General features: G+C 71.4%; 22 protein-coding genes. 14 read left to right on the forward strand and 8 right to left on the reverse strand.

Annotated features, from left to right (window positions below; translation table 11 throughout):
• Positions 1-165: 165 nt before the first annotated feature.
• From AQJ46_RS02800 to AQJ46_RS02830, 7 genes are all read left to right on the forward strand, one after another.
• On the forward strand, positions 166-990 hold the full coding sequence (locus AQJ46_RS02800; RefSeq protein ID WP_059204019.1) for an enoyl-CoA hydratase/isomerase family protein: 825 nt from the start codon (positions 166-168) through the stop codon (positions 988-990).
• Positions 991-1,116: 126 nt separating this feature from the next.
• The gene (locus AQJ46_RS02805; RefSeq protein WP_059204402.1) at positions 1,117-1,749 is read left to right on the forward strand and encodes a hypothetical protein; all 633 of its coding nucleotides are present in this window, start codon (positions 1,117-1,119) and stop codon (positions 1,747-1,749) included.
• Positions 1,746-4,334, forward strand: coding sequence for a putative PEP-binding protein (locus tag AQJ46_RS02810; RefSeq protein ID WP_079072089.1), 2,589 nt, complete (start codon positions 1,746-1,748; stop codon positions 4,332-4,334). The genes AQJ46_RS02805 and AQJ46_RS02810 overlap by 4 nt, the downstream gene beginning before the upstream one ends.
• Positions 4,331-5,461 (forward strand): acyl-CoA dehydrogenase family protein, encoded by a 1,131-nt coding sequence (locus AQJ46_RS02815; RefSeq protein WP_059204020.1) that lies wholly within the window; start codon positions 4,331-4,333, stop codon positions 5,459-5,461. Before AQJ46_RS02810 ends, AQJ46_RS02815 begins: the two co-directional genes overlap by 4 nt.
• Positions 5,462-5,530: 69 nt before the next feature.
• A complete protein-coding gene (locus AQJ46_RS02820) occupies positions 5,531-5,950 on the forward strand; it encodes a Zn-ribbon domain-containing OB-fold protein (RefSeq protein WP_059204021.1) in 420 nt (139 codons plus the stop codon).
• The gene (locus tag AQJ46_RS02825) at positions 5,947-7,101 is read left to right on the forward strand and encodes a thiolase family protein (protein WP_059204022.1); all 1,155 of its coding nucleotides are present in this window, start codon (positions 5,947-5,949) and stop codon (positions 7,099-7,101) included. The genes AQJ46_RS02820 and AQJ46_RS02825 overlap by 4 nt, the downstream gene beginning before the upstream one ends.
• A gap of 21 nt (positions 7,102-7,122) precedes the next feature.
• On the forward strand, positions 7,123-7,827 hold the full coding sequence (locus AQJ46_RS02830) for an SDR family NAD(P)-dependent oxidoreductase (RefSeq protein WP_059204023.1): 705 nt from the start codon (positions 7,123-7,125) through the stop codon (positions 7,825-7,827).
• A 30-nt stretch (positions 7,828-7,857) separates the two neighbouring features.
• Here AQJ46_RS02830 and AQJ46_RS02835 read toward each other — a convergent pair whose 3' ends face one another.
• Positions 7,858-8,511, reverse strand: a complete 654-nt coding sequence (locus AQJ46_RS02835; RefSeq protein ID WP_059204024.1) for a TetR/AcrR family transcriptional regulator — start codon at positions 8,509-8,511, stop codon at positions 7,858-7,860.
• Between the two features lie 120 nt (positions 8,512-8,631).
• Between AQJ46_RS02835 and AQJ46_RS02840 the strand changes: the two genes are divergently transcribed.
• Complete coding sequence (locus tag AQJ46_RS02840; RefSeq protein ID WP_059204025.1) at positions 8,632-9,243, forward strand: TetR/AcrR family transcriptional regulator; 612 nt, start codon at positions 8,632-8,634, stop codon at positions 9,241-9,243.
• Between the two features lie 43 nt (positions 9,244-9,286).
• Here the strand turns inward: AQJ46_RS02840 and AQJ46_RS02845 are convergent, their stop codons facing one another.
• Genes AQJ46_RS02845 through AQJ46_RS02855 form a run of 3 tightly spaced genes read right to left on the reverse strand, consistent with a single transcriptional unit; the run spans position 9,287 to position 12,746 of the window.
• Positions 9,287-10,708: a 2-oxo acid dehydrogenase subunit E2 gene (locus AQJ46_RS02845; protein ID WP_208616861.1), complete on the reverse strand. Its 1,422-nt coding sequence runs from the start codon at positions 10,706-10,708 to the stop codon at positions 9,287-9,289.
• Positions 10,705-11,730, reverse strand: coding sequence for an alpha-ketoacid dehydrogenase subunit beta (locus AQJ46_RS02850; RefSeq protein WP_059204026.1), 1,026 nt, complete (start codon positions 11,728-11,730; stop codon positions 10,705-10,707). Before AQJ46_RS02850 ends, AQJ46_RS02845 begins: the two co-directional genes overlap by 4 nt.
• A gap of 5 nt (positions 11,731-11,735) precedes the next feature.
• A complete protein-coding gene (locus tag AQJ46_RS02855) occupies positions 11,736-12,746 on the reverse strand; it encodes a thiamine pyrophosphate-dependent dehydrogenase E1 component subunit alpha (protein WP_225887220.1) in 1,011 nt (336 codons plus the stop codon).
• Between the two features lie 340 nt (positions 12,747-13,086).
• On the opposite strand from AQJ46_RS02855, the gene AQJ46_RS02860 reads away from it, so the two are divergent.
• The 4 genes from AQJ46_RS02860 (at position 13,087) to AQJ46_RS02875 (ending at position 17,339) form a co-directional block, all read left to right on the forward strand.
• Positions 13,087-14,355 (forward strand): aromatic ring-hydroxylating oxygenase subunit alpha, encoded by a 1,269-nt coding sequence (locus AQJ46_RS02860; protein WP_059204027.1) that lies wholly within the window; start codon positions 13,087-13,089, stop codon positions 14,353-14,355.
• A 29-nt stretch (positions 14,356-14,384) separates the two neighbouring features.
• Entirely contained in the window at positions 14,385-15,176 is a 792-nt protein-coding gene (locus AQJ46_RS02865) for an SDR family NAD(P)-dependent oxidoreductase (RefSeq protein ID WP_057613205.1), read from the forward strand.
• A gap of 37 nt (positions 15,177-15,213) precedes the next feature.
• Positions 15,214-16,950 (forward strand): PEP-utilizing enzyme, encoded by a 1,737-nt coding sequence (locus AQJ46_RS02870; RefSeq protein WP_059204028.1) that lies wholly within the window; start codon positions 15,214-15,216, stop codon positions 16,948-16,950.
• Positions 16,951-17,024: 74 nt separating this feature from the next.
• The gene (locus AQJ46_RS02875) at positions 17,025-17,339 is read left to right on the forward strand and encodes a putative quinol monooxygenase (RefSeq protein ID WP_059204029.1); all 315 of its coding nucleotides are present in this window, start codon (positions 17,025-17,027) and stop codon (positions 17,337-17,339) included.
• A 50-nt stretch (positions 17,340-17,389) separates the two neighbouring features.
• Here the strand turns inward: AQJ46_RS02875 and AQJ46_RS02880 are convergent, their stop codons facing one another.
• Genes AQJ46_RS02880 through AQJ46_RS02895 form a run of 4 tightly spaced genes read right to left on the reverse strand, consistent with a single transcriptional unit; the run spans position 17,390 to position 20,377 of the window.
• Positions 17,390-18,433 carry an NADP-dependent oxidoreductase gene (locus AQJ46_RS02880; RefSeq protein WP_059204030.1) on the reverse strand — a complete coding sequence of 348 codons (1,044 nt, stop codon included), beginning with the start codon at positions 18,431-18,433 and terminating at the stop codon, positions 17,390-17,392.
• Between the two features lie 4 nt (positions 18,434-18,437).
• A complete protein-coding gene (locus AQJ46_RS02885) occupies positions 18,438-18,656 on the reverse strand; it encodes a hypothetical protein (RefSeq protein ID WP_057613201.1) in 219 nt (72 codons plus the stop codon).
• Between the two features lie 3 nt (positions 18,657-18,659).
• A complete protein-coding gene (locus tag AQJ46_RS02890) occupies positions 18,660-18,974 on the reverse strand; it encodes a 2Fe-2S iron-sulfur cluster-binding protein (RefSeq protein WP_059204031.1) in 315 nt (104 codons plus the stop codon).
• The gene (locus tag AQJ46_RS02895) at positions 18,971-20,377 is read right to left on the reverse strand and encodes an aromatic ring-hydroxylating oxygenase subunit alpha (protein ID WP_059204032.1); all 1,407 of its coding nucleotides are present in this window, start codon (positions 20,375-20,377) and stop codon (positions 18,971-18,973) included. Before AQJ46_RS02895 ends, AQJ46_RS02890 begins: the two co-directional genes overlap by 4 nt.
• A gap of 406 nt (positions 20,378-20,783) precedes the next feature.
• On the opposite strand from AQJ46_RS02895, the gene AQJ46_RS02900 reads away from it, so the two are divergent.
• A complete protein-coding gene (locus AQJ46_RS02900; protein WP_059204033.1) occupies positions 20,784-21,929 on the forward strand; it encodes a substrate-binding domain-containing protein in 1,146 nt (381 codons plus the stop codon).
• A 15-nt stretch (positions 21,930-21,944) separates the two neighbouring features.
• On the forward strand, positions 21,945-23,501 hold the full coding sequence (locus tag AQJ46_RS02905; RefSeq protein WP_059204034.1) for a sugar ABC transporter ATP-binding protein: 1,557 nt from the start codon (positions 21,945-21,947) through the stop codon (positions 23,499-23,501).

Here is a 23,501-nt window from a genome sequence, read left to right on the forward strand (position 1 = left end):
TACAACGGGTCAAGTATCTTTCCCGAGGGGTGGTGACGATCCTCTTCTGAAGAGCCCTCATTTGCGACCGGACGAGGACCTGCGGCCACCGAAACTTTAGGGCGGGCCCAGTATCTGAGCCCGACCCTCCGACGAGCTGTGCCAACGAATGGGAGAAGACCTCCGATGAGCACCCAACCGGTCCGGGTCGTCCGCCACTCCGACGGGGTCGTCGAACTGCTGCTGGACGATCCCGGCCGCGGCAACGCCCTGGATCTGCCGACCGCCGAAGCCCTGCGGGCCGCGGCCTTCGATCTCGCCCAGGACCCCGGCGGCGCGGTCCTGCTGCGGGCGGCGGGCGGGAACTTCTGCGTCGGGGGTGACCTGCGCGCCTTCGCGGGCCGGGGCACGGAAACCGGCTCCTACGTGCACGCGGTCGCGACCGCTGCCCACGCGGCCGTGCAGACCCTGCACGAGTTGCCCGTGCCGGTGGTGACCGCCGTGCGCGGCGCCGCGGCGGGCGGCGGAGTAGGGCTCGCACTGACGGGCGACATCGTGGTGGCGGCCCGTTCCGCACGCTTCCGGCTGGCCTACACGGCGATCGGACTCACCCCGGACTGCGGCGCGTCCTGGGTGCTGCAGCGCCTGCTGGGCCCACGCCGGGCCGCGGTTCTGATCCTCACCAACCGGGTGCTGACCGGCGACGACGCCGAGGGGTGGGGTCTGGTGTCCCGGGTCGTGGAGGACGCCGAACTGGACGACACGGCCTACCGGACGGCCGCCGCCCTGGCCGCGGGATCAAGGGACGCACTGCGGGCCGCCAAGGCGCTTTTGCGGGCAGGAGCCGCCCTGTCACTGGAGGAACAACTCGCCGAGGAGGCGCGCTCCATAGCCGTCCTGGCGGGCGGCACGGAGGCCCAGGACGCGATGGAGTCCTTCCTCGCCGCCCGGCGCCGCGACAGGGCGCCGGCCGAGCGGCCGGCGGACCAGGAGCCGCAAAGTGTTTCTTGAGTTCCTCTTCACTAACAGGGTCGCTGGAGCGTAACCTCCGGGCAACACAGATCGCAGTTCCCTGCGACCCGGCATCCGTCGCCGCGCGGCCTGAGTCCGCGCCCCCACAGGAACAAAGGTGTGGAGATGCATTCAGCTGCCGCGGAGCGGACAGACACCATCGATCCGTCCCTCGCCGACGCCGTCATCGACCTCGTCCTGCGCGGCATGTGGCGCGGTACGCAGGAGTCCGTGCACCGGCCGCTGGTCGACGCCGGGCTGGCCATGGTGAAGGGCCCGATGGTGCTGCCCACCGAGTCCGCCAAGCAGGCCGCCGCACAGATGCTGCGGGTCCCGGCCGGCTCCGGCCAGGAAGCGCAGATCACCGCGGTCTACGAGGCGTTCCTGCCGGTCAACAGGAAGATCCGCGAGGTCTGCACGGCCTGGCAGTGCCGCCCTGACGGCAGCGTCAACGACCACGGCGACAGCGTCTACGACGCCGAGGTGCGCGAGCAGCTGGAGGACGTGCACGAGGCGATCCAGCCGGTACTGCGCAGGCTGGAGCGGCTGCTCGCGGACAGCGGCCGGTATCTGACCGGTCTGGAGGAGGCTCTCGACCGGTTCGACGACGGCGACCGGCAGTGGCTGGCCTCCCCCCTGTGCGACTCGTACCACACCGTGTGGATGCGGCTGCACCAGGAACTGCTGCTGGTCCTGGGCATCAGCCGCGCCGAGGACGAGGCCCGCGAGGAGCAGCTCGTCCGAGGGAGCCACGGGTGAACATCACCGACCACCGCCCCGGCGTCGACGCGCCGCCGCAGGCCCCCGGCCTCGCCCTGGTGCCGTACGGCCAGGGACGGACCCGCGGACTGGACGCGGACGCGCTGGGCACGCACGGCGTCGCGATGGACCGGCTGGTGGCCCTCGGGCTGACGGTGGTTCCGGGGCTGACCGTGCCCGCGGGCACCGCGGCCTCGCTGGGCGAGCCCGGCACCGCCGGTGCGGCCGTCGAACTCGTCGAGCAGTTGTCCGGGCGCCGCGTCGGCGATTCCGCCAGGCCGCTGCTGCTGCGGCTGTCGGCCAGCGCGCCGACGGACATCGCGGGGCTCCCGCCCGACCTCGCGTGCCTCGGAGTCACCCCCGACAGCGCCGGCGACCTGTGCACCGTCATCGGCCGCGCGGACGCCCTGGACGAGGTCTGGACGGCCACGGTGCGGATGATCGCCGAGTACGGCCTCGACGTACCGGCCGCGCTGCTGGACGACGCCCTCCTCGACAACCCCGCGCCCCACGCCCGCGTCGGGGCACTGCTCTCCCTGGTCGCCCGACATGCCGGACGGCCCTTCCCCGACGACCCGGCCGAGCAGCTCGCGCTGGCCGCCCGCGCGGTCCTCGCCCGCTGGGACTCGCCAAGGGCCCGAAGGGCACGCAAGGCCCAGAAGCTTCCCGCCGACCTGGACATCGCGCTGCACGTCCAGGCGCTGCGCATCGGTCCCGCCGACCGCTCCGGCTACGGCACGGCCGTCAGCCGCCACCCCGAGTCCGGCCGCTTCTCTCCGCAGGGCTCGTTCTTCCGGGGCGTACGCCGCAGCGCACCGCCCCCGCACACCGGCGAACCGCTGGAGAAGCTCGCGGGCGGCACGGTGCTCCTCGAGCATGCCCTGCTCACTCTCGAACGCCACCTGCACGCACCCGTGTCCGTCGACTTCGAGGTCCGCGACGGCGAGGTCTCGCTGCTCGCCGCCTCGGCGCAGAGCCGCCCGCCGCTGCGCGCCTCGGTGTGCCTGGCGGTCGACCTGGTCCGTGACGGCGCCCTCGCCAAAGACGCGGCAGTACGCCGGATCGGCCCGGCCCAGGTGCAGGAACTCCTGCACCCGCAGCTGAAGTTGACCGGCGACGAGGAACTCCTGGCACGCGGTCTGCCCGCCTCCCCGGGCGCCGCGACGGGCACGGTCGCCCTGTCCGGCGAACGCGCCCTCGAACTGGCCGCCGAAGGCGCGCACGCCGTCCTGGTGATGCACGAGACCACACCGGCCGACGTCCCCGGGATGCTGGCCGCCACCGCGGTGCTGACCGGCAGCGGCGGCATCGCCTCGCACGCGGCCGTGGTGGCGCGGGGCGCCGGCAAGCCAGCCGTCTGCGGCGTCGAGGGGCTGCGGGTCGACAAGGCGGCCGGCACGGTACGGATCGGGGAGCGAGTGCTGCGCGAGGGCGACGCGGTGTCACTCGACGGCCGTACCGGCGCGGTGTACGCGGGAGCGCTCAGTGTCAGCGTCGCCGGACCGCCGCCGGAGCTGTCCACCCTGCTCGAGTGGGCGGACGACTCCCGGCGGCTCGGCGTACGGGTCAACGCCGACACCGCGGCGGAGGTGACCACGGCCGTCGCGCTGGGCGCGGAGGGGGTGGGCCTGTGCCGTACCGAGCACCAGTTCCTCGGCGACCGGCTGCCCCTGATCCGCAGCGTCATCCTGGCCGCCGACCCGGCGGCTCGCGACGAGGCGCTGCTCGCCCTGGAGCACGCACAGCACGAGGACTTCACGGCGCTGCTGACCGCGGTCGGGGACCGCCCGGTGACCGTACGTCTGCTGGACGCCCCCCTGCACGAATTCCTGCCCGCTCCCGGCGAGGCCGGGGACGCGGCGGCCGAGCAGCGGGCCGCGTCGCTGCGCGAGGCCAACCCCATGCTCGGGCTGCGCGGGGTACGCCTGGCGCTGCTCCACGAGCGGCTGTACCCGGCGCAGGCGGAAGCCCTCTTCTCCGCCTGGGTGGAGGTCGCCGCCACCGGCGTCCGCCCCCGGCTGGAGGTGATGATCCCGCTGGTCAGCCTGCCGGAGGAACTGCGGGCAGCCGCCGCCTTCGTACGCGACGCCGCCGAGACGGTGGCCGCCCGCACCGGCGTCCGGGTGCCGTACCGGCTCGGCACGATGATCGAGACACCGCGCGCCGCCCTGCTGGCCGCCGAACTCGCCGAGCACGCCGAGTTCTTCTCCTTCGGCACCAACGACCTCACCCAGCTCACCTACGGGTTCTCCCGGGACGACGTGGAGCGCCAGGTGCTCGCCTCCTACCAGGAGCGCGGATTCCTCACCGCCAGCCCGTTCGCCCGGCTCGATCCGCACGGCGTCGGCGCGCTGATCGCCCTGGCCGTGGAAAGGGCCAGGAGCGTACGGCCGGACATCAAGCTCGGCGTGTGCGGTGAGCACGGCGGAGACCCCGACTCGATCGCGTTCTGCGACGACGTCGGACTGGACTACGTCTCCTGCTCCGCGCACCGCGTGCCGGTCGCCCGGATGGCGGCGGCACACAGCGCGCTGCGCAAGAGCGAAAGCCGAAGCGCAAGCAACGAGAACGGGACACCGGCATGACGACCACCATGACCGGCCCCGCCGCCGGAACGACCGAGGCCTCGGAGGCCGAACTCGAGGATCTGCGCGCGACCGTGCGGTCCGTGTGCGCGGACGCGGGCGGCATCGCCGCACTGCGCCGGCTCGACGAGCACGCCCCCGGCATCGACACCGGCCTCTGGGACACCCTCGGCCGGCAGGTGGGCCTCGCGGCCCTCGGACTGCCGGACGCGGTGGGAGGCATCGGCGGTCTCGCGGAGATCGCCGTGGTCTGCGAGGAACTGGGCAGAACGCCGGCCGCCGTGCCGCTGCTGTCCTCCACCGTGCTCGCCGGGCAGGTGCTGGCCGGCTGCGGCACGGCCGAAGCGCCCCTGGCGGAGGTGGCCGCAGGCACGGTGCACGCACTGGCCGTGGCCGCGCCCGACGGCGTGTGGCGGCCGGACGCCGTCCCGGTCGGCGTCACCTGGCAGGGCGGTACCCCGACGCTGGACGGCGTCGCACCCTTCGTGCTCGACGGCGCCGACGCCGAGGCCCTGGTGGTCGCGGCCGCCGGCCCCGACGGCGTGGACCTCTTCCTCGCCGACCCGCGCGGGCCGGGTGTGACGGTCCGCCGGGTGCCCACGCTGGACCTGAGCCGGGGCCAGGCCGTGGTCACCTTCACCGCCGCCCCGGTGCGTGCGCTGACCGCGGGGGGCGAAGGGACGGAGGTCGTCACCCGCGCCCTCGACGTGGCCTTCGTGGCGCTGGCCGCCGAGCAGCTCGGCGGGGCGCAGGCGGCTTTGGACATGACGGTGGCGCATGTGCGGGACCGCACGCAGTTCGGCCGGGCCATCGGCAGCTTCCAGGCGATCAAGCACACCTGCGCGGACATGCTGCTCCAGGTGGAGTCCGCGCGGTCCGCGGTGGTCCGGGCGGTACGGGCGGCCGGGTCGCCCGAGGCGCTCGCGGAAGCCGCGGCGGTGGCACAGTCCTGGTGCGGCGAGGCGTTCACGTTCGTCGCCGCCGAGTGCGTCCAACTGCACGGCGGGATGGGCTTCACCTGGGAGCACGACGCGCATCTGTACTTCCGGCGCGCACAGTCGGACGCCGTGCTGCTGGGCGGCGCGGCCCACCACCGGGAACGACTCGCCGGACTCCTGAGCTGGTGACCGCAGGACGGAAGCGACCGGTGACGTCGGAACGGGCCGACCGGTGACGGCAGGAAGAAGGCGGGCGGCATGACCACCAGACTCATCGACGAGAGCCTCTTCGACGGCGCGGATCCGCCGCGCCTCGTGGGGGCGCGCTGCACCGGGTGCCGCACCGTGGTCTTCCCCCGGCAGGACTCCTGCCCCAGGTGCTCGGACGGGGCGATGACCGCGCACGTACTGCCGGACAGTGGCGAGATCTGGTCGTGGACGGTGCAGTCGTTCCGGCCCAAAGAGCCCTACCGCCCACCGGCCGTGGGCCACCAGCCGTACGCCCTCGGCTATGTCGACCTCGGGGAGATCCTGGTTGAGGCACGCCTCGACATACCCCGCCGGCTGATCCGGATCGGGCTGCCGGTCCGGCTGACCACGGTGGAGGCGTACCGCGACGAGGACGGGACCCGGATCCTGACCTTCGCCTTCGGCTCTGCCGCCGAGGACGAGCGATGAGCCGCCCCGAAGAGATCTACGTGGTCGGATGCGGCATGCATCCCTTCGGCCGGGACGAGAGCGTCAGCGGTATGGACATGGCCGAACGGGCGATACGGGAGGCACTGGCCGACGCCGGTGTCGCCTGGGCGGACATCGGGTACGCGGCCGGCGGCTCCGACGTGTCCGGCAAGCCCGACACCCTGGTGGGGCGTCTGGGGCTGACCGGCGTGCCGTTCGTCAATGTGCAGAACGGCTGCGCGACCGGCGCCTCGACGGTGCTCGCCGTCGCCAACGCGCTGCGGGCGGGCGAGGCGTCGCTCGGACTCGCCGTCGGCTTCGACAAGCACGAACGGGGCGCGTTCCATGTCTCCGCGGCCCGTTACGGGCTCGGCGACTGGTACGCGGAGACCGGGATGATGTTGACGACCCAGTTCTTCGCGCTGAAGACGCAGCGGTATCTGCACGAGTACGCCATTGGGGAGCGGGCGTTGGCGATGGTGGCGGCACGCGCCTTCCGCAACGGCTCCCGCCACCCCCTGGCCTGGCGGCGCAAGGAGCTGACGGAGGAGGAGATCCTCGGTTCCGCCGAGGTCAGCCCGCCGCTCACCCAGTACATGTTCTGCTCTCCGGGGCAGGGCGCGGCGGCGCTGGTTCTCGCGCGCGGCGACCGCGCCTTCGACCTGTGCGAACGGCCGGTGAAACTGGCCTCGTTGGCCTTCCGGACCAGACGGTTCGGCTCCTTCGAGGTGTTCGCTCCCTGGCTGCCGCCGGGACCCCACCGCAGCCCCAGTGTGGACGCGGCCGAGGCCGTCTTCCGCGGCGCCGGTCTGAGGCCCTCGGACGTCCAGGTCGCGCAGTTGCAGGACACCGACAGCGGTTCCGAGCTGATCCACCTGGCGGAGACCGGGCTGTGCGGGCACGGCGAGCAGCCGGACCTGCTGGCCTCGGGTGCCACCGACCCCACCGGCCGGATCCCGGTCAACACCGACGGCGGCTGCCTGGCCGGTGGCGAGCCGGTGGGCGCTTCCGGGCTGCGCCAGTTCCACGAGGTCGTACGGCAGTTGCAGGGCCGCGCGCCGGGCGAGCAGGTGCCCGGCGGTCCCCGGGTGGGCTTCACCCATGTGTACGGGGCGCCCGGGATCAGCGCCTGCGCGGTCCTGACGGTCTGACCGCGGTTGAAGGGAATCGCCATGAGCGAGAACAGAACCGCCCTGGTCACCGGCGGCGCTCGCGGGATCGGCCTGGAGATCTGCCGGCAACTCGCGGAGCGGGGGCTGCGGGTACTGGTCGCGGCACGGCAGCTGGAGGCCGCCGAGGAGGCGTGCCGCACCCTTGGCCTGGGGACGCTGCCACTGGCCCTGGACGTGAGTTCCGCGAAGAACGTCACCGAAGCGGTGCGGGAGGCCGCGGAGCTGACCGGCGGTGGGGTGGACGTGCTGGTGAACAACGCGGGAGTGTCCCTGGACGGCGAGCTGCGGCCTCCGTACGTCGACGAGGAGGTCCTGCGTGCCACCCTGGACGTCAATCTCCTGGGCGCCTGGCGGGTGGCGGAGGCCGTCGTCCCGGGCATGGTGCGGTGCGGCTACGGACGCGTGGTCAACCTCACCAGCTCGTACGGCTCCCTGGCGCTGATGGATTCCGGCCGGCATCCGGCCTACCGCGTCTCCAAGACCGCGCTCAACGCCTTCACGCGGATGCTCGCCGGCGAGCTGTCCGGCACGGGCGTCCTGGTCAACGCGGCCGACCCCGGGTGGACCCGCAGCGGCATGGGCGGTCCCTCCGCCCCGCGCGGCCCGGAGGAGGGCGCGGACACGCCCGTCTGGCTGGCGACCCTCCCCGACGGCGACGACACGACGGGCGGGCTGTTCGCCGGCCGCGAGCCACTGCCCTGGTGACCGGCTCCGCCGAAACGGGACCGCGGGCGGTCAGGCCGGTGCGGCCGCGCTCCCCTGGTCTGCGGCGACGATGCGCAGCGCCAACGCCCTGACGGCCTCCTGCACGGACCGTGACGGCAGCTCCGACAGCGGCCCGCCCTCCGCCCGCAGCGCGGTGACGAGGATGGTCGTACTGATCAGCGTGCGCACGGCGAGCGCCTGCGACGCATGCCGCGACTTGGCCGCCCGCGGGTTGCGGGTGGCGCCGTCCGGCAGATAGTCGTACGCCCGCTGGATGTGCCGCTGCTCGAACTCGTCGCGCAGTGCCTTCAGGTTGCCGTTGGCCGAGGCGACCTGGACCTGGTAGAGCCGGGCCTCGTCCGGGTTCTTCTCCACCCAGTCCCACACGGCGTCGATGACCCGCACCAGGCTTTCGGCGTCACCCGGCTCGGATTCCGGCCGGGCCGCCTCCACGACCGCGTTCAGCTGGTCGAAGACCCGCCGCATGGACAGTTCGAGCAGCTCCTCCTTGCCGGCGAAGTGGTAGTAGACGGCCGTGGGCACCACCTTGGCCTCGTCCGCGATGTCCTGCACGCTGGTCTCGGCGAACCCGTTGCGCCCGAACACCCTGACCGCGGCCGCGATGATGTGCTGCCGCCGCGAGGGCCGGTGGGCCGGTTGCTTGCCGTTCTGCTTCGTGGCCATGCTGCTCCCTGTACGCCCGACGGTACTCGCCATGCTATCCAGTAACTCCGCCCGGTCGGGACCGTAATTCCTGGTGCCTGTGCGGTACGGGCGCAGAAAGATCCCGGCATACTTGACACCATGACTACATCCGGAACCCGCGCCGCTCACCGCCCCTCGCGCAGGCAGTGGGTGATCGAGGCGGCCACGGAGCTGTTCGCGACCCAGCCTCCGGACGAGGTGACGGTGGCCGACATCGCCGCGCGGGCGGAGATGACGTCGGCCGCGGTGTACTACCACTTCTCCTCCAAGGACCAGGTGCTCGTGGAGGGCATGCGGGTGTTCGCCGCGGCGCTGCGTGAGCAGGTGGAGACGCTCGCGGAGACCCACACCCCGGGCACGGACATCGGTCCCGCCATCACGGCGCTGGTGGCCTGGCTGGGCGAACACCGCTCCGCCGCCACCGTCTTCTTCGTGTCCTCGGCCGGTATGAGCCAGGAGGCGGAGGCGCTGCGCCACGAGGTCCGCACGCAGCTGCTGGAGGACTTGGTGCGGCTGGTCCGCAAGGCCAGCGGGCCGGTCACGGACGCGGAGGCGGCGGTGATCGGCCTGGGTGTGCTGGCGCTGCTGGAGACCGCGGCGATCTCACAGGCGCGGGGGGACGATGCGTACCGCTCGCTGGGGCACCGCTCCTTCCTCCGCGAGGTGGGCCGCCTCGCGGAGCGGATCGCCGATCCGGTGACGGAGGGCTGAGCGCTCCGCCGGAAGAACGGGCCGCGGGCCCCCGGAGACGACGTCAGACCAGCAACCGCAACGGCCTGCGCAGCAGTTCATCGACCGTGCGCAGGTACTCGGCCGCCGGAGCCCCGTCGACGGCACGGTGGTCGAAGGTGAGGCTCAGGGTGAGCACCCGCGTCCGCCGCGGCTGGTCGTCGACCCACTCGACGCCGTCCTTGAGCCTGCCCACGCCGAGGATGGCCACGTTGCCTGGATTGATCACTGGGGTGAAGAAGTCGACGCCGTACCCACCCAGTGAGGTGACGGTGAAGGTGGCGCCCTCCAACTGCGCCGGGGAGATCCGACCGGCGCGGGCGTTCTCGGCCAACTCCCGTGAGCAGCGCGCCATTTCGAGCAGCGACAGGTCCGCCGCGTCCTGGATGACGGGAACGAGCAGGCCGTTGGGAACCGCGACCGCGAACCCGAGGTGGATGTCCTCGAACAGGTGGATGCCGTCCTTGAGCACTCCCGCGTTGAGCAGCGGATGGTCCCGCAGGGCCAGTGCGGCGGCCTTCATCAGGAAGTCGCCCAGGCTGGGCACGGGCAGGCCGCTGTCCGCCCACTCCTGCTTGAGCTGGTCCCGCAGGGCCACGACGGCGTCCATCCGCACTTCGTAGCCGTGTGTCAGCTGGGCCATCTCCTGGAGGCTGGCGTGCATCCGGCCGGCGATGATGCCGCGCATGCCGGTCAGCGGGATGACGTCCCCTGGCTGTGGCGACGCCGTGGCCTGGCGGGCCGGCGCCGGAGTCGGTGCCGGTGCGGCCGCCGGGGTGACGGCGTCGAGGTCGGCCCGTCTGATCCGCCCGCCCGCACCGGTGGGCTGTACGTCCGCGAGGTCGATGCCCCGTTCCTTCGCCAGCCGGCGGACAAGGGGGGAGGTGGGGGTCACCGGGTCCGCCGAGAGGACGACGGGCGGCTGCGCCGGCAAGGCGAGCAGGTACTCCTCCACGTCCTCGGAGACGATCCGGCCACCGGGCCCGGTGCCGCGTACGGCGGTCAGGTCGACGCCGGTCTCGGCGGCCACCCGCCGGGCGTTCGGGGAAGCCAGGAGCCGGCCCCCCGAGCCGTTCGGCCCACCGCTCCCCTTGAGGGATGCCGCCATGGGGGGAACTCCTGCGGCAGCCGACACCGCGTCCGCCGTGCCGGCGTCCTCAGGCTCGGTGGGCACAGGCCCCCCGGATACCGGCAGCGCCTCCCCTTCGGCCAGCAGCCAGCCGATCAGCGCCCCTGCCGGAAGGGTCGCCCCGGCCTGGACCACGGGGTGGAACAGACCCCCGGCCTCCGCCTCGACGTCCACGTCGACCTTGTCGGTGGCCAGCCGCAGCAGTGCGTCACCTTCCGAGACCGCGCCACCGGTCGGCACGAGCCACTCGTCGATCGTGCCTTCCTGCATGGTCAGGCCGATCTTCGGCAGCAGAACCTCGACCGCCACTTCGGTCACGACCTTTCGAGGAGACGACGGCAGCCCTGCACGATGCGGGCCTGGTCGGGCACATAGGCCTTCTCCAGCACCGGGGAGAACGGCACCGGGGAAAAGGGCGCGCCGATGCGCAGGACCGGAGCGTCCAAGTAGTCGAAGGCCGCGTCCTGGATCTGGGCGGCGATCTCCCCGCCGAGCCCTCCGAAGGTGACCGCCTCGTGGACCACGAGGGCCCGGTTGGTGCGCCGGACGGAGGCGAACATGGTCTCGGTGTCCAGCGGCTGCACGGTACGCGGGTCGATGACCTCGACCTCGATGCCTTCGGCGGCCAGTTCCTCCGCCGCCGCGAGGGCCTCGCCCACCATGCGGCCCAGGGCGATCACGGTGACGTCGGAGCCGTGCCGGGCGGTGTGCGCCTGCCCCAGCGGGATGCCGTAGATCTGCTCGGGCACCTCGCTCGTACTGCCGAGGAGCACCTTGTTGAGCATCACGACGACCGGGTTGTCGTCCCGGATCGCCGACACGGTCAGGCCCTTGGCGGTGTACGCGTCGCTCGGCATGACGACCTTGAGGCCGGGGACATGCGCGAGCCAGGCCTCCAGGCTCTGGCTGTGCTGGGCGGCGGCGCCGAGGCCCGCGCCGGAGGCGGTGGTGATGGTGAGAGGCACCGAGACGGAGCCGCCGAACATGTACTTCATCTTGGCGGCCTGGTTGACGATCTGGTCCAGGCAGACGCCGATGAAGTCCATGAACATCAGGTCGACGACAGGGCGCAGTCCCCGGGCGGCGGCGCCCACGCCCAGGCCGACGAGCGCGGCCTCGGAGATCGGGGTGTCGATCATGCGGCGGGGGCCGAACTCGTCGAGCAGGTTGTCGAACATGCGGAAGACGCCGCCGTAGCCGGCCACGTCCTCGCCGGCGACGAAGACGTTCTCGTCCTCGCGCATGGCCTGGGCGAGTCCTTCGTTGAAGGCCTTGACGTAGCTGAGCTTGCGGGCCGTGCCGCCCGGGGCGAGGGCCGGTGCTTCGGTGATCGTGGTCATGGCGGTCATCCCGAGTAGACGTTGAGCAGCAGGTCGGCGGTGTCGGGCAGCGGGCTGGCCTCGGCGTACGCGATGGCCTCGGCGATCTCGTCGCGGGTGCGCCGCCAGGTGTCGTCCAGCTCGGCGCGGGTGGCGGTGCCGTCGGCGAGGGCACGGGCCTCCAGGAGGTCGATGGCGTCGCGGGCCTTCCACTCCTCGACCTCCGCGTCCGAGCGGTAGGGGTGACGCAGTCCCTTGACGCCCTGGTGATCGTAGTAGCGGTAGGTCTTGGCCTCGATGAACATGGGGCCCTCGCCGGCCCGGGCGCGTGCGACGGCTTCGACGGTGGCCTGGTGGACGGCGAGCGCGTCCATGCCGTCGACGATCACGCTCGGCATTCCGTAGGACGCGGCCCGCTCGGCGACGTCGGTGATCAGCATGTGCTTCGACTGCGGGGTGAACTCGGCATAGCCGTTGTTCTCGCAGATGAACAGGACCGGCAGCCGCAGGATCGCGGCCATGTTGGCTCCCTCGTGGAAGCTGCCGATGTTGGTGGCACCGTCGCCGAAGAAGGTGACGGCGATGTTGTCCTCGCCCCGGTACTGGGCGGCGAAGGCGGCGCCCACGGCGATCGGGACGCCGGCGCCGACGATGCCGTTGGCGCCGAGCATGCCGAGGGAGACGTCGTTGATGTGCATGCTGCCGCCGCGGCCGAGGCAGGCGCCGGTGACGCGGCCGTAGAGCTCGGCGTACATGTGCTTGAAGCTGACCCCCTTGGCCACGGCATGCCCGTGCCCGCGGTGCGTGGAGGTGATCTGGTCGTCGTCACGCAGGGCCGCCATCACACCCGCGGCCACGGCTTCCTGACCGACGTAGAGATGCAGGAAGCCCGGCAGTTTGCCGGCTTCCATGAGCTTTCCCGCCTCGGTCTCGAACAGCCGGATGCGCACCATGCGCTCGTGCAGATCCCTGACGACCTGCGCGGATGTGTGGTTCGCGGCCGGATCGGCCGACTTCTTCGATGCCCTTTGAGCCATCGTCCGCCCCTTCGCCCCGAGCGAGGTGTTTCCAGCAATCGGACTTTGTTGTGCCGGTCTACAGTAACCAGCAGCGGGCACGTTACTGGAGAGGTTCTCTAATTACTATGCCTCGGTCCGACCATGCGAGAGTGACTGGAGCCGTTCCCTAGAAAGATCGAACCGGTTTTGGAACCCTTTGCCCTGGGTGAAGGTGATGTGACCTGCGGTGTGCCGAGCTGCGAGTTCCGGACTTTCTATTGACAGACAACACTTACCCCTGTTGTCGTGTCGCTCACAGCCCGGCCGCCGCATCTGAAGCCCCTCGCCGGTTCGCGGCCGAGAGGATTGTGAGGACATCGTGGTCCAGACCAGTTCACCGGAGCTCCGGGAGACAGGTGCCGATCGCCGGCCGCCCCCGGCCCCCGAGTACTCCTCGTGGATCAGCCAGGACCGGTCCACCGATGCCGCCGCCGTGGCGATGCGGCAGGAAGCCGCCGAACTCGTCGAGCGCGTGCTGGAGCACTACCGCAGCAACACGACGCACGAGGCGGACGGCCAGTGGACGGAACCCGTCGCCAACTACCTCGACGCCGACCGCTGGCAACGGGAGATGGACGCCGTCCACCGGACCGTCCCGCTGCCGCTCGCCATGTCCGCCGAACTCCCCGGACCGAACACCTACAAGGCACTCGACGTGCTCGGTGTGCCGGTACTGATCACCCGGGACCGGCAGGGCGCCGTGCACGCGATGATCAACGCCTGCCGGCACCGCGGGGCCAAGCTGATCGAGCCGGGTTGCGGGGTCTCCAAGCGGCTGACCTGCCCCTACCACTCCTGGTCCTACGACCTGGCCGGTGAGCTGCGGGGCGTGTACGCCGAGAAGACCTTCGGCGACGTGCCGCGCACCGGGCGCAGTCTCGTACGGCTCCCGGCCGGGGAGCGCGCCGGCATTGTCTTCGTGTCACTGGACCCCGCGGCCGAGCCGGACCTCGACGCCTGGCTCGGGGATCTGCAGCCGCTCCTCGAGGGGCTGCGTCTCGCGGACTGCCACCACTACTCGACCAAGGAGCTGACCAGCCCCAACTGGAAGGTCACGCTCGACGGCTATCTGGAGACGTACCACTTCGCCTCGCTGCACCCGAAGACGGTGTTCGAGACCAACCTCTCGAACATGATGGCGCACGACACCTGGGGCGCCCACCAGCGCATCGCACCGGCCCTGCGTCCCATCGCGCAGGCGGCCGAGCTGCCCACGGACATGCGCGATCCCGGAGACTGCGTCGGAGCCATCTACTGGCTCTACCCCGGTCTGGCGATCGCGGGCGGCTGGCGTCACAAGATCGCCGTGTCCCTGGTGCTCCCCCGGACGGCCACCGAGTCGGTCACCCAGCAGATCATCCTGCTGCGCGACCCCGCGGTGACCGAGGAGGAGCGGCACGCCGCCGACAAGTTCGGCGAGTGGTTCCACGAGGTGGTCCGCGACGAGGACTACGCGACCACCTACGGAGTACAGCAGGGGCTTGCGGCCCTGAACGGGACCGACTTCGTCTTCGGACGCAACGAGCCCGGACTCCAGCACTTCCACCGCACCGTTCACGGACACCTGGACAGCAGAGCCGCCAGGTGACGTACCGACAACCCTCGCAGGAGAACAACATGGTGGCTACGGGCAGCCTCGACGGACGTGTCGCGGTGATCACGGGCAGCACACGCAGTATCGGCCGCGCCATCGCCGAGGCCTTCCTGGCCCACGGCGCGACGGTCGTCATCAGCGGCCGCAGCGAACTCAAGGGCAAGCAGGCGCTGGAGGAGCTGGACGCCGGGGACAAGGCGGTCTTCCACCCCTGCGACGCCAACAGCCAGGCGGACATCGAGGCCCTCGCCGACTTCGCCGCCGAGCGCTTCGGCCGGCTCGACATCTGGGTCAACAACGTCGGAGGCACCTCGGGCTTCGCCCCCGTCCACGAGCTCAGCGACGAGGCCTGGCACAACGCCCTCGACCTGAACCTCAACGCCTACTTCTACGGCACCCGCCGCGCACTGCCGACCATGCTGGCGGGCGGCTGGGGACGCGTCATCAACATCTCCTCCGTCGAGGGCAAGCAGGCCAACAAGCCCGCGATCAGCCACTACATCACCAACAAGCACGCCATCCACGGCCTGACCAAGGCGACCGCCTTCGAGTACGGCACCCAGGGCATCACCTGCAACGCCATCTGCCCCGGCGCCGTCGACACCGACCTGATGCGGGCCGCCGGTCCGGCCGCGGCCGAGGCCGAGGGCATCTCGTACGAGGAATGGCTGGGCCGCTTCGCCGAGCACGCCGCCACCAAGCAGATCACCACCGTGGAGCAGGTGGCCGCGGTCGCCTCGCTCCTCGCGAGCGACGCCGGCGCGGGCATCACGGGCACGCTGATCAGCGTGGACGGCGGAACGGCGCAATGGTAGACACCGGCACCGACACGGACAGCAGGAGATCCTCGGCATGAAGAGCTGGATCACGGACGGGCGCCGCAGTGAGCGGCTGCCCCACTACACCCGCGCCAACGCGGGCGAGACCCTGCCGGAGCCCGCCAGCCCACTGGGCTGGACCCTGGTGTGGGGACGCGGGCTGCAGGGCTGGCGCCGCGGCTTCGTCGGGTTCGGCATCTACCACGAGGAGGAAGTGGCCGGCCCCTGGCCGCCGTTCGCCGGAATGTTCGGCGGGTACTTCTACCTCAACCTGTCGCACATGCGGCTGTTCGGCATACGTATGGGGCAGACGGCGGACCAGATCGACACGGCCTTCGTCGGACAGCGCTCCGACACCCCTGTGTACGTGGCGCATCCTGAGGACGAGGACGCGGAACTGACGGCCAAGGCCGGGGCGACGGTCCAGCGGATGCTGGGACAGACCGGCTTCCCCGAGGCCGACGCCGACCAGGAGCGGCTGCGCCGGATCCGGCGCGAGCGGCCCGACCTGACGCAGTTGTCCGCGGCGGAACTCGTGACACACGCCCGCTCGCTCCTCGACGAGGTGGAGACCACCTTCCAGCGGCACGTGGAGTCGTCGCTGCCGGCGTCCGTCGGACCGGCCATCCTCGGTCCGCTGTGCGCGGGCCTGGACCGGCCCGGCGCCATGCTGGACCTCATCGGCGGTCTCGGTGACGTCGACTCGGCCTCCCCCTCCACCGGGCTGTGGGCACTGTCCCGCCAGGTGGTGGCCTCGGCCGAGCTGACCGCGCTGTTCGACCGGGGCACGGCGGCGGTCGAGCTGGCGCTCGACGGGGCGAGCGGGGACGTGAAGGCGTTCCGGGACGCCTTCGAGGAGTTCCTGGCCGCGTCCGGCGACCGGGGCCCCAACGAGTGGGACATCCACGCGCTGTCCTGGGAGGCGGCGCCGGTCCAGGCCCTGGCTCTCGTCGACCGCATCCGGCACAGCCCGGACGACGACTCCCCGGCCGAGCGCCACCGTCGGCTGACCGAGCGCCGCGAACGTCTCGCCAAGGAGATCCGGGAGGCCCTCCCCGAGGACGTCCAGCCGGTGTTCGACGCCGGAATGCACGCCTCCCAGGTGTGGATCCCGGCCCGCGAGCGGACCAAGGCGAACTGCGTGACCGTCATCAACGAGATCCGGATGGCGGTACGGGAACTGGGCCGCCGCGGGGTCGGGGCGGGGCTGTTCGCCGAGCCCGAGGACGTGATGATGCTGCTGGAGAGCGAGCTCGACGACTATGTCGCCGACCCGGGCCGCTTCGGCCCCGTCATCGCGCAGCGGCTTCGGGAGTACGCCGGACTGCGGGAGCTGGAACCGCCGTTCTTCGTCGCCCAGGACGCCCAGACGGCGATCGACACCTGGCCGCGGCGCAGCGAGGACGGGATCACGTCCGCCGGTGAAGGCGATGTGCTGACGGGCGTGGGCGGCAGCCAAGGCACCTACACCGGCCGGGTGCGGGTGGTCAGCGACCCCGCGTCGTGCGAGGCGCTGGAGCCGGGCGAGGTGCTGGTGGCGCCGATCACCGACGCGGCCTGGACGCCGCTGTTCCTGGTCGCCGGGGCCGCCGTGGTGGACGTGGGCGCGCTCAACAGCCACGCCGTCGTGGTCTGCCGGGAGCTGGGGATCCCGGCCGTCATCTCCGTCGAGGGCGGTACCCGGCGGCTGCGGGACGGCATGGTGATCACGGTGGACGGCACCAGGGGCACGGTCACCGTGGACGGCGTCCCGGCGGCACTCGCCATCTGAACGGCCCACGGGCCCGTCGTTCCTTCCTGACGGAGGGCGGCGGGCCCACGGCGTGAGTACGGAAAGGACCACCCGTGGCAGAGGAAATCATCGTCGCCGGCTGGATGGACTACGAGCCCGCGGACCGGGACACGATGCTGGGCCACCTCGTCGAGGTCGGAAAGCACACCCGGGAACAGGAGCCCGGCTGCCTGGACTACGCCATGACGGCGGACCCGTCCGACGAACGCCGGATCCGGGTGTACGAACGGTGGACGTCCCAGCAGGCCCTGGACGAGCACTTCACCACGGCGCACATCAAGGACTTCCGCGCGGCCACGACGGGGCTGACGCGGGTGGGGGTCTCCATGGAGGTCTTCAGCGTCGGGGCGAGCCGCTCCATGCGATAGGCGTACGGGCATGAGGGGGGCGTCGGCCGCGAGGCCGACGCCCCCCTGAACTATGCGCGGGTGTACGGGTCTTCGGCCAACCGGACCAGCATCTTGCCGACGTTGCCACCGTCCAGCAGCGCCAGCAGGGCGCCGGCCGCGCCGTCGAGGCCGTCCGTCACCGTCTCACGGGCGGTGATGCGGCCCGAGCGGAGCCATTCGGCGACGCGGCTCTCGAATTCGGGCCGCAGGTCGTCGTGGTCGCGGACGATGAAGCCCCGCAGGGTGAGCCGCTTGAGGACCGCCTGGATCAACTGGTTGATGTCGGCGGACCGCCGCTCCCCGCCGAACTGCGACATCATGCCGCACAGGGCGATCCGGCCGCCCGTCCGCAACGCGTGCAGGGCGGCGGCGAGTTGCTCCCCGCCGACGTTGTCGAAGTACACGTCGATGCCGTCGGGCGCCAGCCGCGCGAGCGCGTCGCGCACCGGCTCGGCCCGGTAGTCCGCGGCGGCGTCGTAACCGAACTCCTTGACCAGCAGGGCGCACTTGTCGGGCCCTCCGGCTGTCCCGATGACACGCTCGGCGCCCAGCAGCCTGGCGAACTGGCCGGCCGCGCTGCCGACTGCCCCGGCCGCCGCCGACACGAAGACGGTGTCGCCGGGGCGCACTTCGGCGATCCGCGTGAGCCCGACGTAGGCGGTGAAGCCGGTCTGTCCGAGCAGCCCCAACCACGTGGGCAGTGGGGCGAGTTGGGGGTCGATACGGCCTGCGGCATCGGTGTCCGCGGGGTCGAGCACGGCCCACTCCCGCCAGCCGAGCTGGTGGCGCAGGAAGGTGCCCGGCGGCACGGACGGACAGCGGCTCTCCACCACGACGCCGAGGGCACGGCCGTCCAGCGGTGAGCCGGGGGCGAAATTGTGCGTGTAGTGCTTCTCGGTGCTCTCCAGCCGCCCGCGCATCGACGGGTCGACGCTCATGTAGAGGTTGCGGACGAGCAACTGCCCCTCGCTCAGGGGCGGAAGCGGGCGCTCCTCGACGGCGAAGTCCCCGAGGGCCGGTTCCCCGTCGGGCCGGCGCACCAGGCAGACCACGCGGGTGGTGCGGGGCGGCATCGGCTCACGCCTCCGGCGGCGTGGCGCCGCGCCGCTGGGCGAGACGGCCCACCCAGCCGGCCATCTGGAGGTCGGCGTGGCGCAGTTCGCCCGACTGCCAGCGGGCCTGGAAGTCGAAGATGCCGCTGGCTCCGGTCCGTGGGTCGGTCACCTCGACCAGCCCGTCCTCGGTGAGCCGGTACACCTGCCCGGTCAGCGGATGGGTCACTTGCTTGGGGCTCACGGCTCACTCCTGCGGTCGGCGGCGTACGCCGCGTTTGGTCACGGTCACCGGGCCCTCGACCCGGAGCCGGCAGGCGAGCCGGGTCAGGCCGTCCACCGGCCTTCGCAGGGCCTCGATGCCCTCGCGCTCCAGCGGGCCCACGGGAGAACAGTTCTCCACGCCCTCCTCGACCTGGACGAAGCAGGTGCGGCAGGTGCCCTTGCCGCCGCAGACGGTGGGCCAGCGGTAGCCGAGCCGCTGGGCGGCGCTGAACAGGTCCTCACCGTCGCGGACTTCGATCTCGACGTCCGAAGGCCTGACCGCCACCGTGTGGGTCACTTGTCCATCCACTGGTCGAGCGTCTGGTTGAAGTGGCGGATGCGGCTCTCCTGGTAGTTGGACAGCGTGATGCCCGGCTTGCGCATCGCCTTCAGACCCTGCTGGACATAGGGCAGGTTCTCGCAGTCCTGGTCGAAGACCGGCCCGAGGACGCCGAGTTCGGGGATGTCCGCGAAGAGCATGTCGTCCGGCACCCAGCGGATCTTGACCGGGGGCGGCATCTCGCCGGGCTTCTTCGGGGCCGACATGAAGATGATCTCCGCGATGCAGGCGTCGGGGTCGAGGCCGTGGGGCCGGAACCGGTAGATGATGTTGGACTTGGCGCCGCCCCAGGGGTTGAAGTTCGGGAACAGCAGGTAGTTGATGGCGTCCAGCAGTTCGGTGTCCGCGGTCTGCGAGAAGTCCTGGTGCGAGGTGGTCGCCAGCTGGTCGCGCATCCGCTGGGCGAGGACCTGACGGGCGGTGCCGCCGGGCGGGATCGACGGCAGTTCGTCGCCCTCCTGTATCACCAGATCCCGGCCCTGGGCCGCCGCGTAGAAGGCACGGGAGTCGTAGAAGGTCTCCAGGACGTCCTCCTCCGTGACGGAGTCGGCCACGTGGGGACTCGGGGCGCCCTGGATGTTGATCATCCGGTTCCAGTTCGGCTGGTCCGCCATCACGTCGTACTGGGAGTTGGCGTCGGCCAGCCACGGCAGCATCTGCGGGTGCGTGGCGATCACATGGAAGGACTCGATGAACGCGTCCTGGGCGACCTTCCAGTTGCAGGGCAGCACCTTGGCGATGTGCAGCGACTTGTAGCGGTTCTCCAGCGGCCAGATGTAGTAGTCGTCGAAGGTACCGCGGTAGCTCTCGAAGGACTCGGCGTACGGGTCCATGTTGATGAAGACGAAGCCGCGCCAGGTGGCCACCTTGGCCTCGGGCAGCGAGAACTTCTCGGGGGTGACGTGCGGGAAGTCCCAGGCACAGGGCGGACTCTGCATGCTGCCGTCGAGGTTCCAGGCGAAGCCGTGGAAGGGGCAGCGGAACTCGCCGACGTTGCCGCCACTGGTGCGCAGCTTGCGGCCGCGGTGCAGGCAGACGTTGACGTACGCGCGGATCTCCTCGGGTGCCGTGCGCACGACGATCAGTGAGTCGTCACCGATCTCGTAGATCTCGTGGTCGCCGACCTCGGGGATCTCGCTCTCCAGGCAGGCGAACTGCCACACGCGCCGCCAGACCTGTTCCATCTCGCGTTCGGCCCAGGCGCGGGAGGTGAAGCGGGCGGCGTCGATGTCCTCGCTGCCGATGTGGTCGTTGTGGTCGAACCTCAGCGCCTTGGGGACCGGCCGGCTGTCCCGGTCGAGATAGTCCTGGACGCTGGGTCCGGGGCACCGCGCCGTGCCCGTCTCCGACGTATCGTCCATCTTCGCTCCTCAGACAGAAACTTTAGAGTGAGTGTAGTTATCGATCGCGGTCAGGAGCAACACTCACGACATCACCCAAGCGACGTTCACCTTGAATTAGTGGTGACCAACCCCTCCCCAAGCCGGTCGGGGCGTGTCACACTCCGTCGCATCCGAGGCTGTAGAGCCTCAAAAGTTTCTCCACGGCCAGAGGTGGCGTTCCGCCCCGTCTCGGCCACAGCGCCGCCCGGTCATCCCGACGGCCCGCGCCGTACCCCACGACGGCGATCCACGCAGCTTTCGATCACCCATGCGTGCCGTCCCGGACCGGGCGGCAACGGATCCCGCCTGACAGAGCCGGCCGCCGCGGACGCACAAGCGACGCGGGCCGCCGCAGCGCAGGCCCACACCACGGGAGTACTCAACGATGAGTCCCAGACCCGGACGCGCGCTCCGTCGCGCGCTCACCGCGATCGTCCCCGTCACCGCCCTGCTCACCCTGGCGGCGTGCGGCACCGACACCACTCCGGCCGCCGACTCCGCCAAGGCCGCGGGCGCCGACCCCGCCGGGCTGAGCGCGGCCCGCGCGGCCATGACGAAGTACTCGGCGCGCCCGGACAAGATCCCCGTCACCGCACCGGTGGGCAAGAAGATCCCCGCGGGCAAGAAGATCGACTTCATCCTGTGCGGCGTGCAGTCCTGCAAGGATCTGGCCGACTTCTTCACCGCCGGGGCCAAGGAACTCGGCTGGGACGTCAAGCAGATCGCCACGCAGGGCACACCGGAGTCCGTCCAGGCCGCCTACGAGCAGGCACTGCGCGACAAGCCGGACGCCGTCGTCGCCTCCGGGTTCCCGCGCGCGGTGTACGCCAAGCAGCTGGCGCAGCTGAAGAAGGCCGGGATCCCGGTCATCCAGTCGAACGCCGACGACGTGGCGGGCGACGGCATCTCCCTGTTGAAGAACGGGCCGAAGGACGTCGCCGTCCAGGGCGAGATGCTCGCCTCGTGGGTGGTGTCGGACAGCGGCGCCAAGGCCGACACCGTCTACTTCGACCTGCCCGCCTACACCATCCTCAAGCCGGTCAAGGACACGTTCGCGGCCAAGTACCAGCAGTGGTGCGCGGGTTGCGGGCTGGACACCGTCGACGTGCCGATCACCGCGATCGGCAAGGACATGCCGGACCGCGTGGTCTCCTACGTCCGCTCGCACCCGAAGGTGACCCACATCGTCTTCTCGCTGGGCCTGCTCAACGTGGGCGTGCCGGCCGCACTGAAGACCGCCGGCATCACCGGCAAGCACATCGCGGTGAACGTCGGTGACGCGCAGAACTACCAGTACATCGAGAGCGGCCTCAGCGACGCCGCCATGGCCCTCAACTCCCACGAGGCCGCCTGGCTCCAGGTCGACGCGCTGGCCCGCCACTTCACCGGCCAGTCCATGGCGGTGGACCAGAAGGCGGTGCTGCCCAACATGCTGATCACCGGCAAGGACAACCTCCCGTCCGCCGACGGTGACTTCCCGCTCGTCGAGGACTACCAGGCGCAGTTCAAGGCGCTCTGGGGTCTGAGCTGAGCGCCGGAAGGAGCGATGGTGCACGCTGAAACGCCGCTCGGGTCGGCCGGGACGCAGGAGACCGACCGGCCCGTGCTGCGGGTGTCCGGACTGTCGAAGCGATTCGGCGCGACCCAGGCACTCCAGGACGTCGACCTCGACATCGCCCACGGCGAGATCCATGCGCTGATCGGGCCCAACGGCTCCGGCAAGTCGACCCTCATCAAGATCCTCGCCGGGTATCACCACGCAGCCCCGGGAGCGGCCGCCGAACTCGACGGCGAGCCGTTCGGCCTGGGCCAGGTCACCGGCTCCCGGCACGACCGGCTCCGCTTCGTCCACCAGGAGCTGGGCCTGGTCGGCGAGTTGAGCGCCACGGACAACCTCGCGCTCAGCCGCGGCTTCGCCCGTACGGCCCTGGGCAACATCCGCTGGCCGGAGATGGAACGCCGGACGACCGCCCTGGTCGAACGCTTCGGCCTCGGTATCGACGTACGCCGTCCCCTGTCGACGGCCACCCCCGTCCAGCGCGCGGTGGTGGCCATCGCCGCCGCGCTGCAGGGCTGGGAGGGCCGCCGCGGCGTCCTGGTGCTCGACGAGCCGACCGCGGTGCTGCCGCCCGGGGAGGTGGCCCGGCTCTTCGACATCGTGCGGGAGATCCGCGACTCCGGTGCCAGCGTCCTGTACGTCTCGCACCGGATGGACGAGATCTTCGCGCTCGCCGACCGGGTCACCGTGATCCGCGGCGGTCGCCGTATCGCCACCCGCCGGGTCGACGAGCTCACTCCCCGGTCGCTGGCGGAGCTGATGGCGGGCGAGGAGACGGAGACCGAGCACCGGCCGCGGCCCGTTTCCGATGGCGCCGAGGCCGTGCTGGAGGTGCGCGGATTGTCGGCCGGTCCGCTGCACGGCGTCGACTTCACCCTGGCCCGGGGCGAGCGGCTGGGCATCACCGGCCTGGTCGGCTCGGGCCACGAGGTGGTGCCGTACGCGGTGTGCGGGGCGTACGGCGGACCGGTGCGCGGCCAGGTGCGGGTACCGGAGCGCTCCCCGCGCTGGGTCGACGCGAAGGACGCGGGGCGGCTCGGTATCCCTCTCGTTCCCGCGGACCGGGCCGGTGAGGGCGTGATCGGTGACTTCTCGGTCGGCGAGAACCTCACCCTCCCGCTGCTCGACCGGCTCCGTGCACGGGCCGGGCGGCTGCACCGGCGCCACGAATCCTCACTCGCCGAGGAATGGATCCGGCGGGTCGGAGTGCGCGCGGCCGGCCGCGGCGCGCGGATCACCACGCTGAGCGGCGGCAACCAGCAGAAGGTCGTGGTGGCCCGCTGCCTGGCCCAGCAGCCGCCGGTACTGGTGCTGTGCGAACCCACGGCGGGCGTCGACATCGCGACCCGTCTGCAGCTGTACGACCTGATAGAGCGTCAGGCCGATGAGGGGATGGGCGTGATCGTGTCCTCGTCCGACACCGAGGACCTGCTCGCCCTGTGCACCCGGGTCCTGGTGGTACGGGACGGCCGGATCGTACGGGAGATCAGCGGCCGGGACATCACCGAGCCCGCGCTGGTCCACGCCATGGAAGGAACCGAGTGA

Origin of the sequence: Streptomyces canus (assembly GCF_001514145.1) — a bacterium.
Taxonomy (GTDB): Bacteria; Actinomycetota; Actinomycetes; order Streptomycetales; family Streptomycetaceae; genus Streptomyces; species Streptomyces canus.

Excerpts from the sequence above, each read along its gene's own strand:
- AQJ46_RS02800 (WP_059204019.1), top strand. The coding sequence starts at position 166 with ATGAGCACCCAACCGGTCCGGGTCGTCCGCCACTCCGACGGGGTCGTC.
- AQJ46_RS02805 (WP_059204402.1), top strand. The coding sequence starts at position 1,117 with ATGCATTCAGCTGCCGCGGAGCGGACAGACACCATCGATCCGTCCCTC.
- AQJ46_RS02815 (WP_059204020.1), top strand. The coding sequence starts at position 4,331 with ATGACGACCACCATGACCGGCCCCGCCGCCGGAACGACCGAGGCCTCG.
- AQJ46_RS02820 (WP_059204021.1), top strand. The coding sequence starts at position 5,531 with ATGACCACCAGACTCATCGACGAGAGCCTCTTCGACGGCGCGGATCCG.
- AQJ46_RS02825 (WP_059204022.1), top strand. The coding sequence starts at position 5,947 with ATGAGCCGCCCCGAAGAGATCTACGTGGTCGGATGCGGCATGCATCCC.
- AQJ46_RS02830 (WP_059204023.1), top strand. The coding sequence starts at position 7,123 with ATGAGCGAGAACAGAACCGCCCTGGTCACCGGCGGCGCTCGCGGGATC.
- AQJ46_RS02835 (WP_059204024.1), bottom strand. The coding sequence starts at position 8,511 with ATGGCCACGAAGCAGAACGGCAAGCAACCGGCCCACCGGCCCTCGCGG.
- AQJ46_RS02840 (WP_059204025.1), top strand. The coding sequence starts at position 8,632 with ATGACTACATCCGGAACCCGCGCCGCTCACCGCCCCTCGCGCAGGCAG.
- AQJ46_RS02850 (WP_059204026.1), bottom strand. The coding sequence starts at position 11,730 with ATGACCACGATCACCGAAGCACCGGCCCTCGCCCCGGGCGGCACGGCC.
- AQJ46_RS02855 (WP_225887220.1), bottom strand. The coding sequence starts at position 12,746 with ATGGCTCAAAGGGCATCGAAGAAGTCGGCCGATCCGGCCGCGAACCAC.
- AQJ46_RS02865 (WP_057613205.1), top strand. The coding sequence starts at position 14,385 with ATGGTGGCTACGGGCAGCCTCGACGGACGTGTCGCGGTGATCACGGGC.
- AQJ46_RS02870 (WP_059204028.1), top strand. The coding sequence starts at position 15,214 with ATGAAGAGCTGGATCACGGACGGGCGCCGCAGTGAGCGGCTGCCCCAC.
- AQJ46_RS02880 (WP_059204030.1), bottom strand. The coding sequence starts at position 18,433 with ATGCCGCCCCGCACCACCCGCGTGGTCTGCCTGGTGCGCCGGCCCGAC.
- AQJ46_RS02895 (WP_059204032.1), bottom strand. The coding sequence starts at position 20,377 with ATGGACGATACGTCGGAGACGGGCACGGCGCGGTGCCCCGGACCCAGC.
- AQJ46_RS02900 (WP_059204033.1), top strand. The coding sequence starts at position 20,784 with ATGAGTCCCAGACCCGGACGCGCGCTCCGTCGCGCGCTCACCGCGATC.
- AQJ46_RS02905 (WP_059204034.1), top strand. The coding sequence starts at position 21,945 with ATGGTGCACGCTGAAACGCCGCTCGGGTCGGCCGGGACGCAGGAGACC.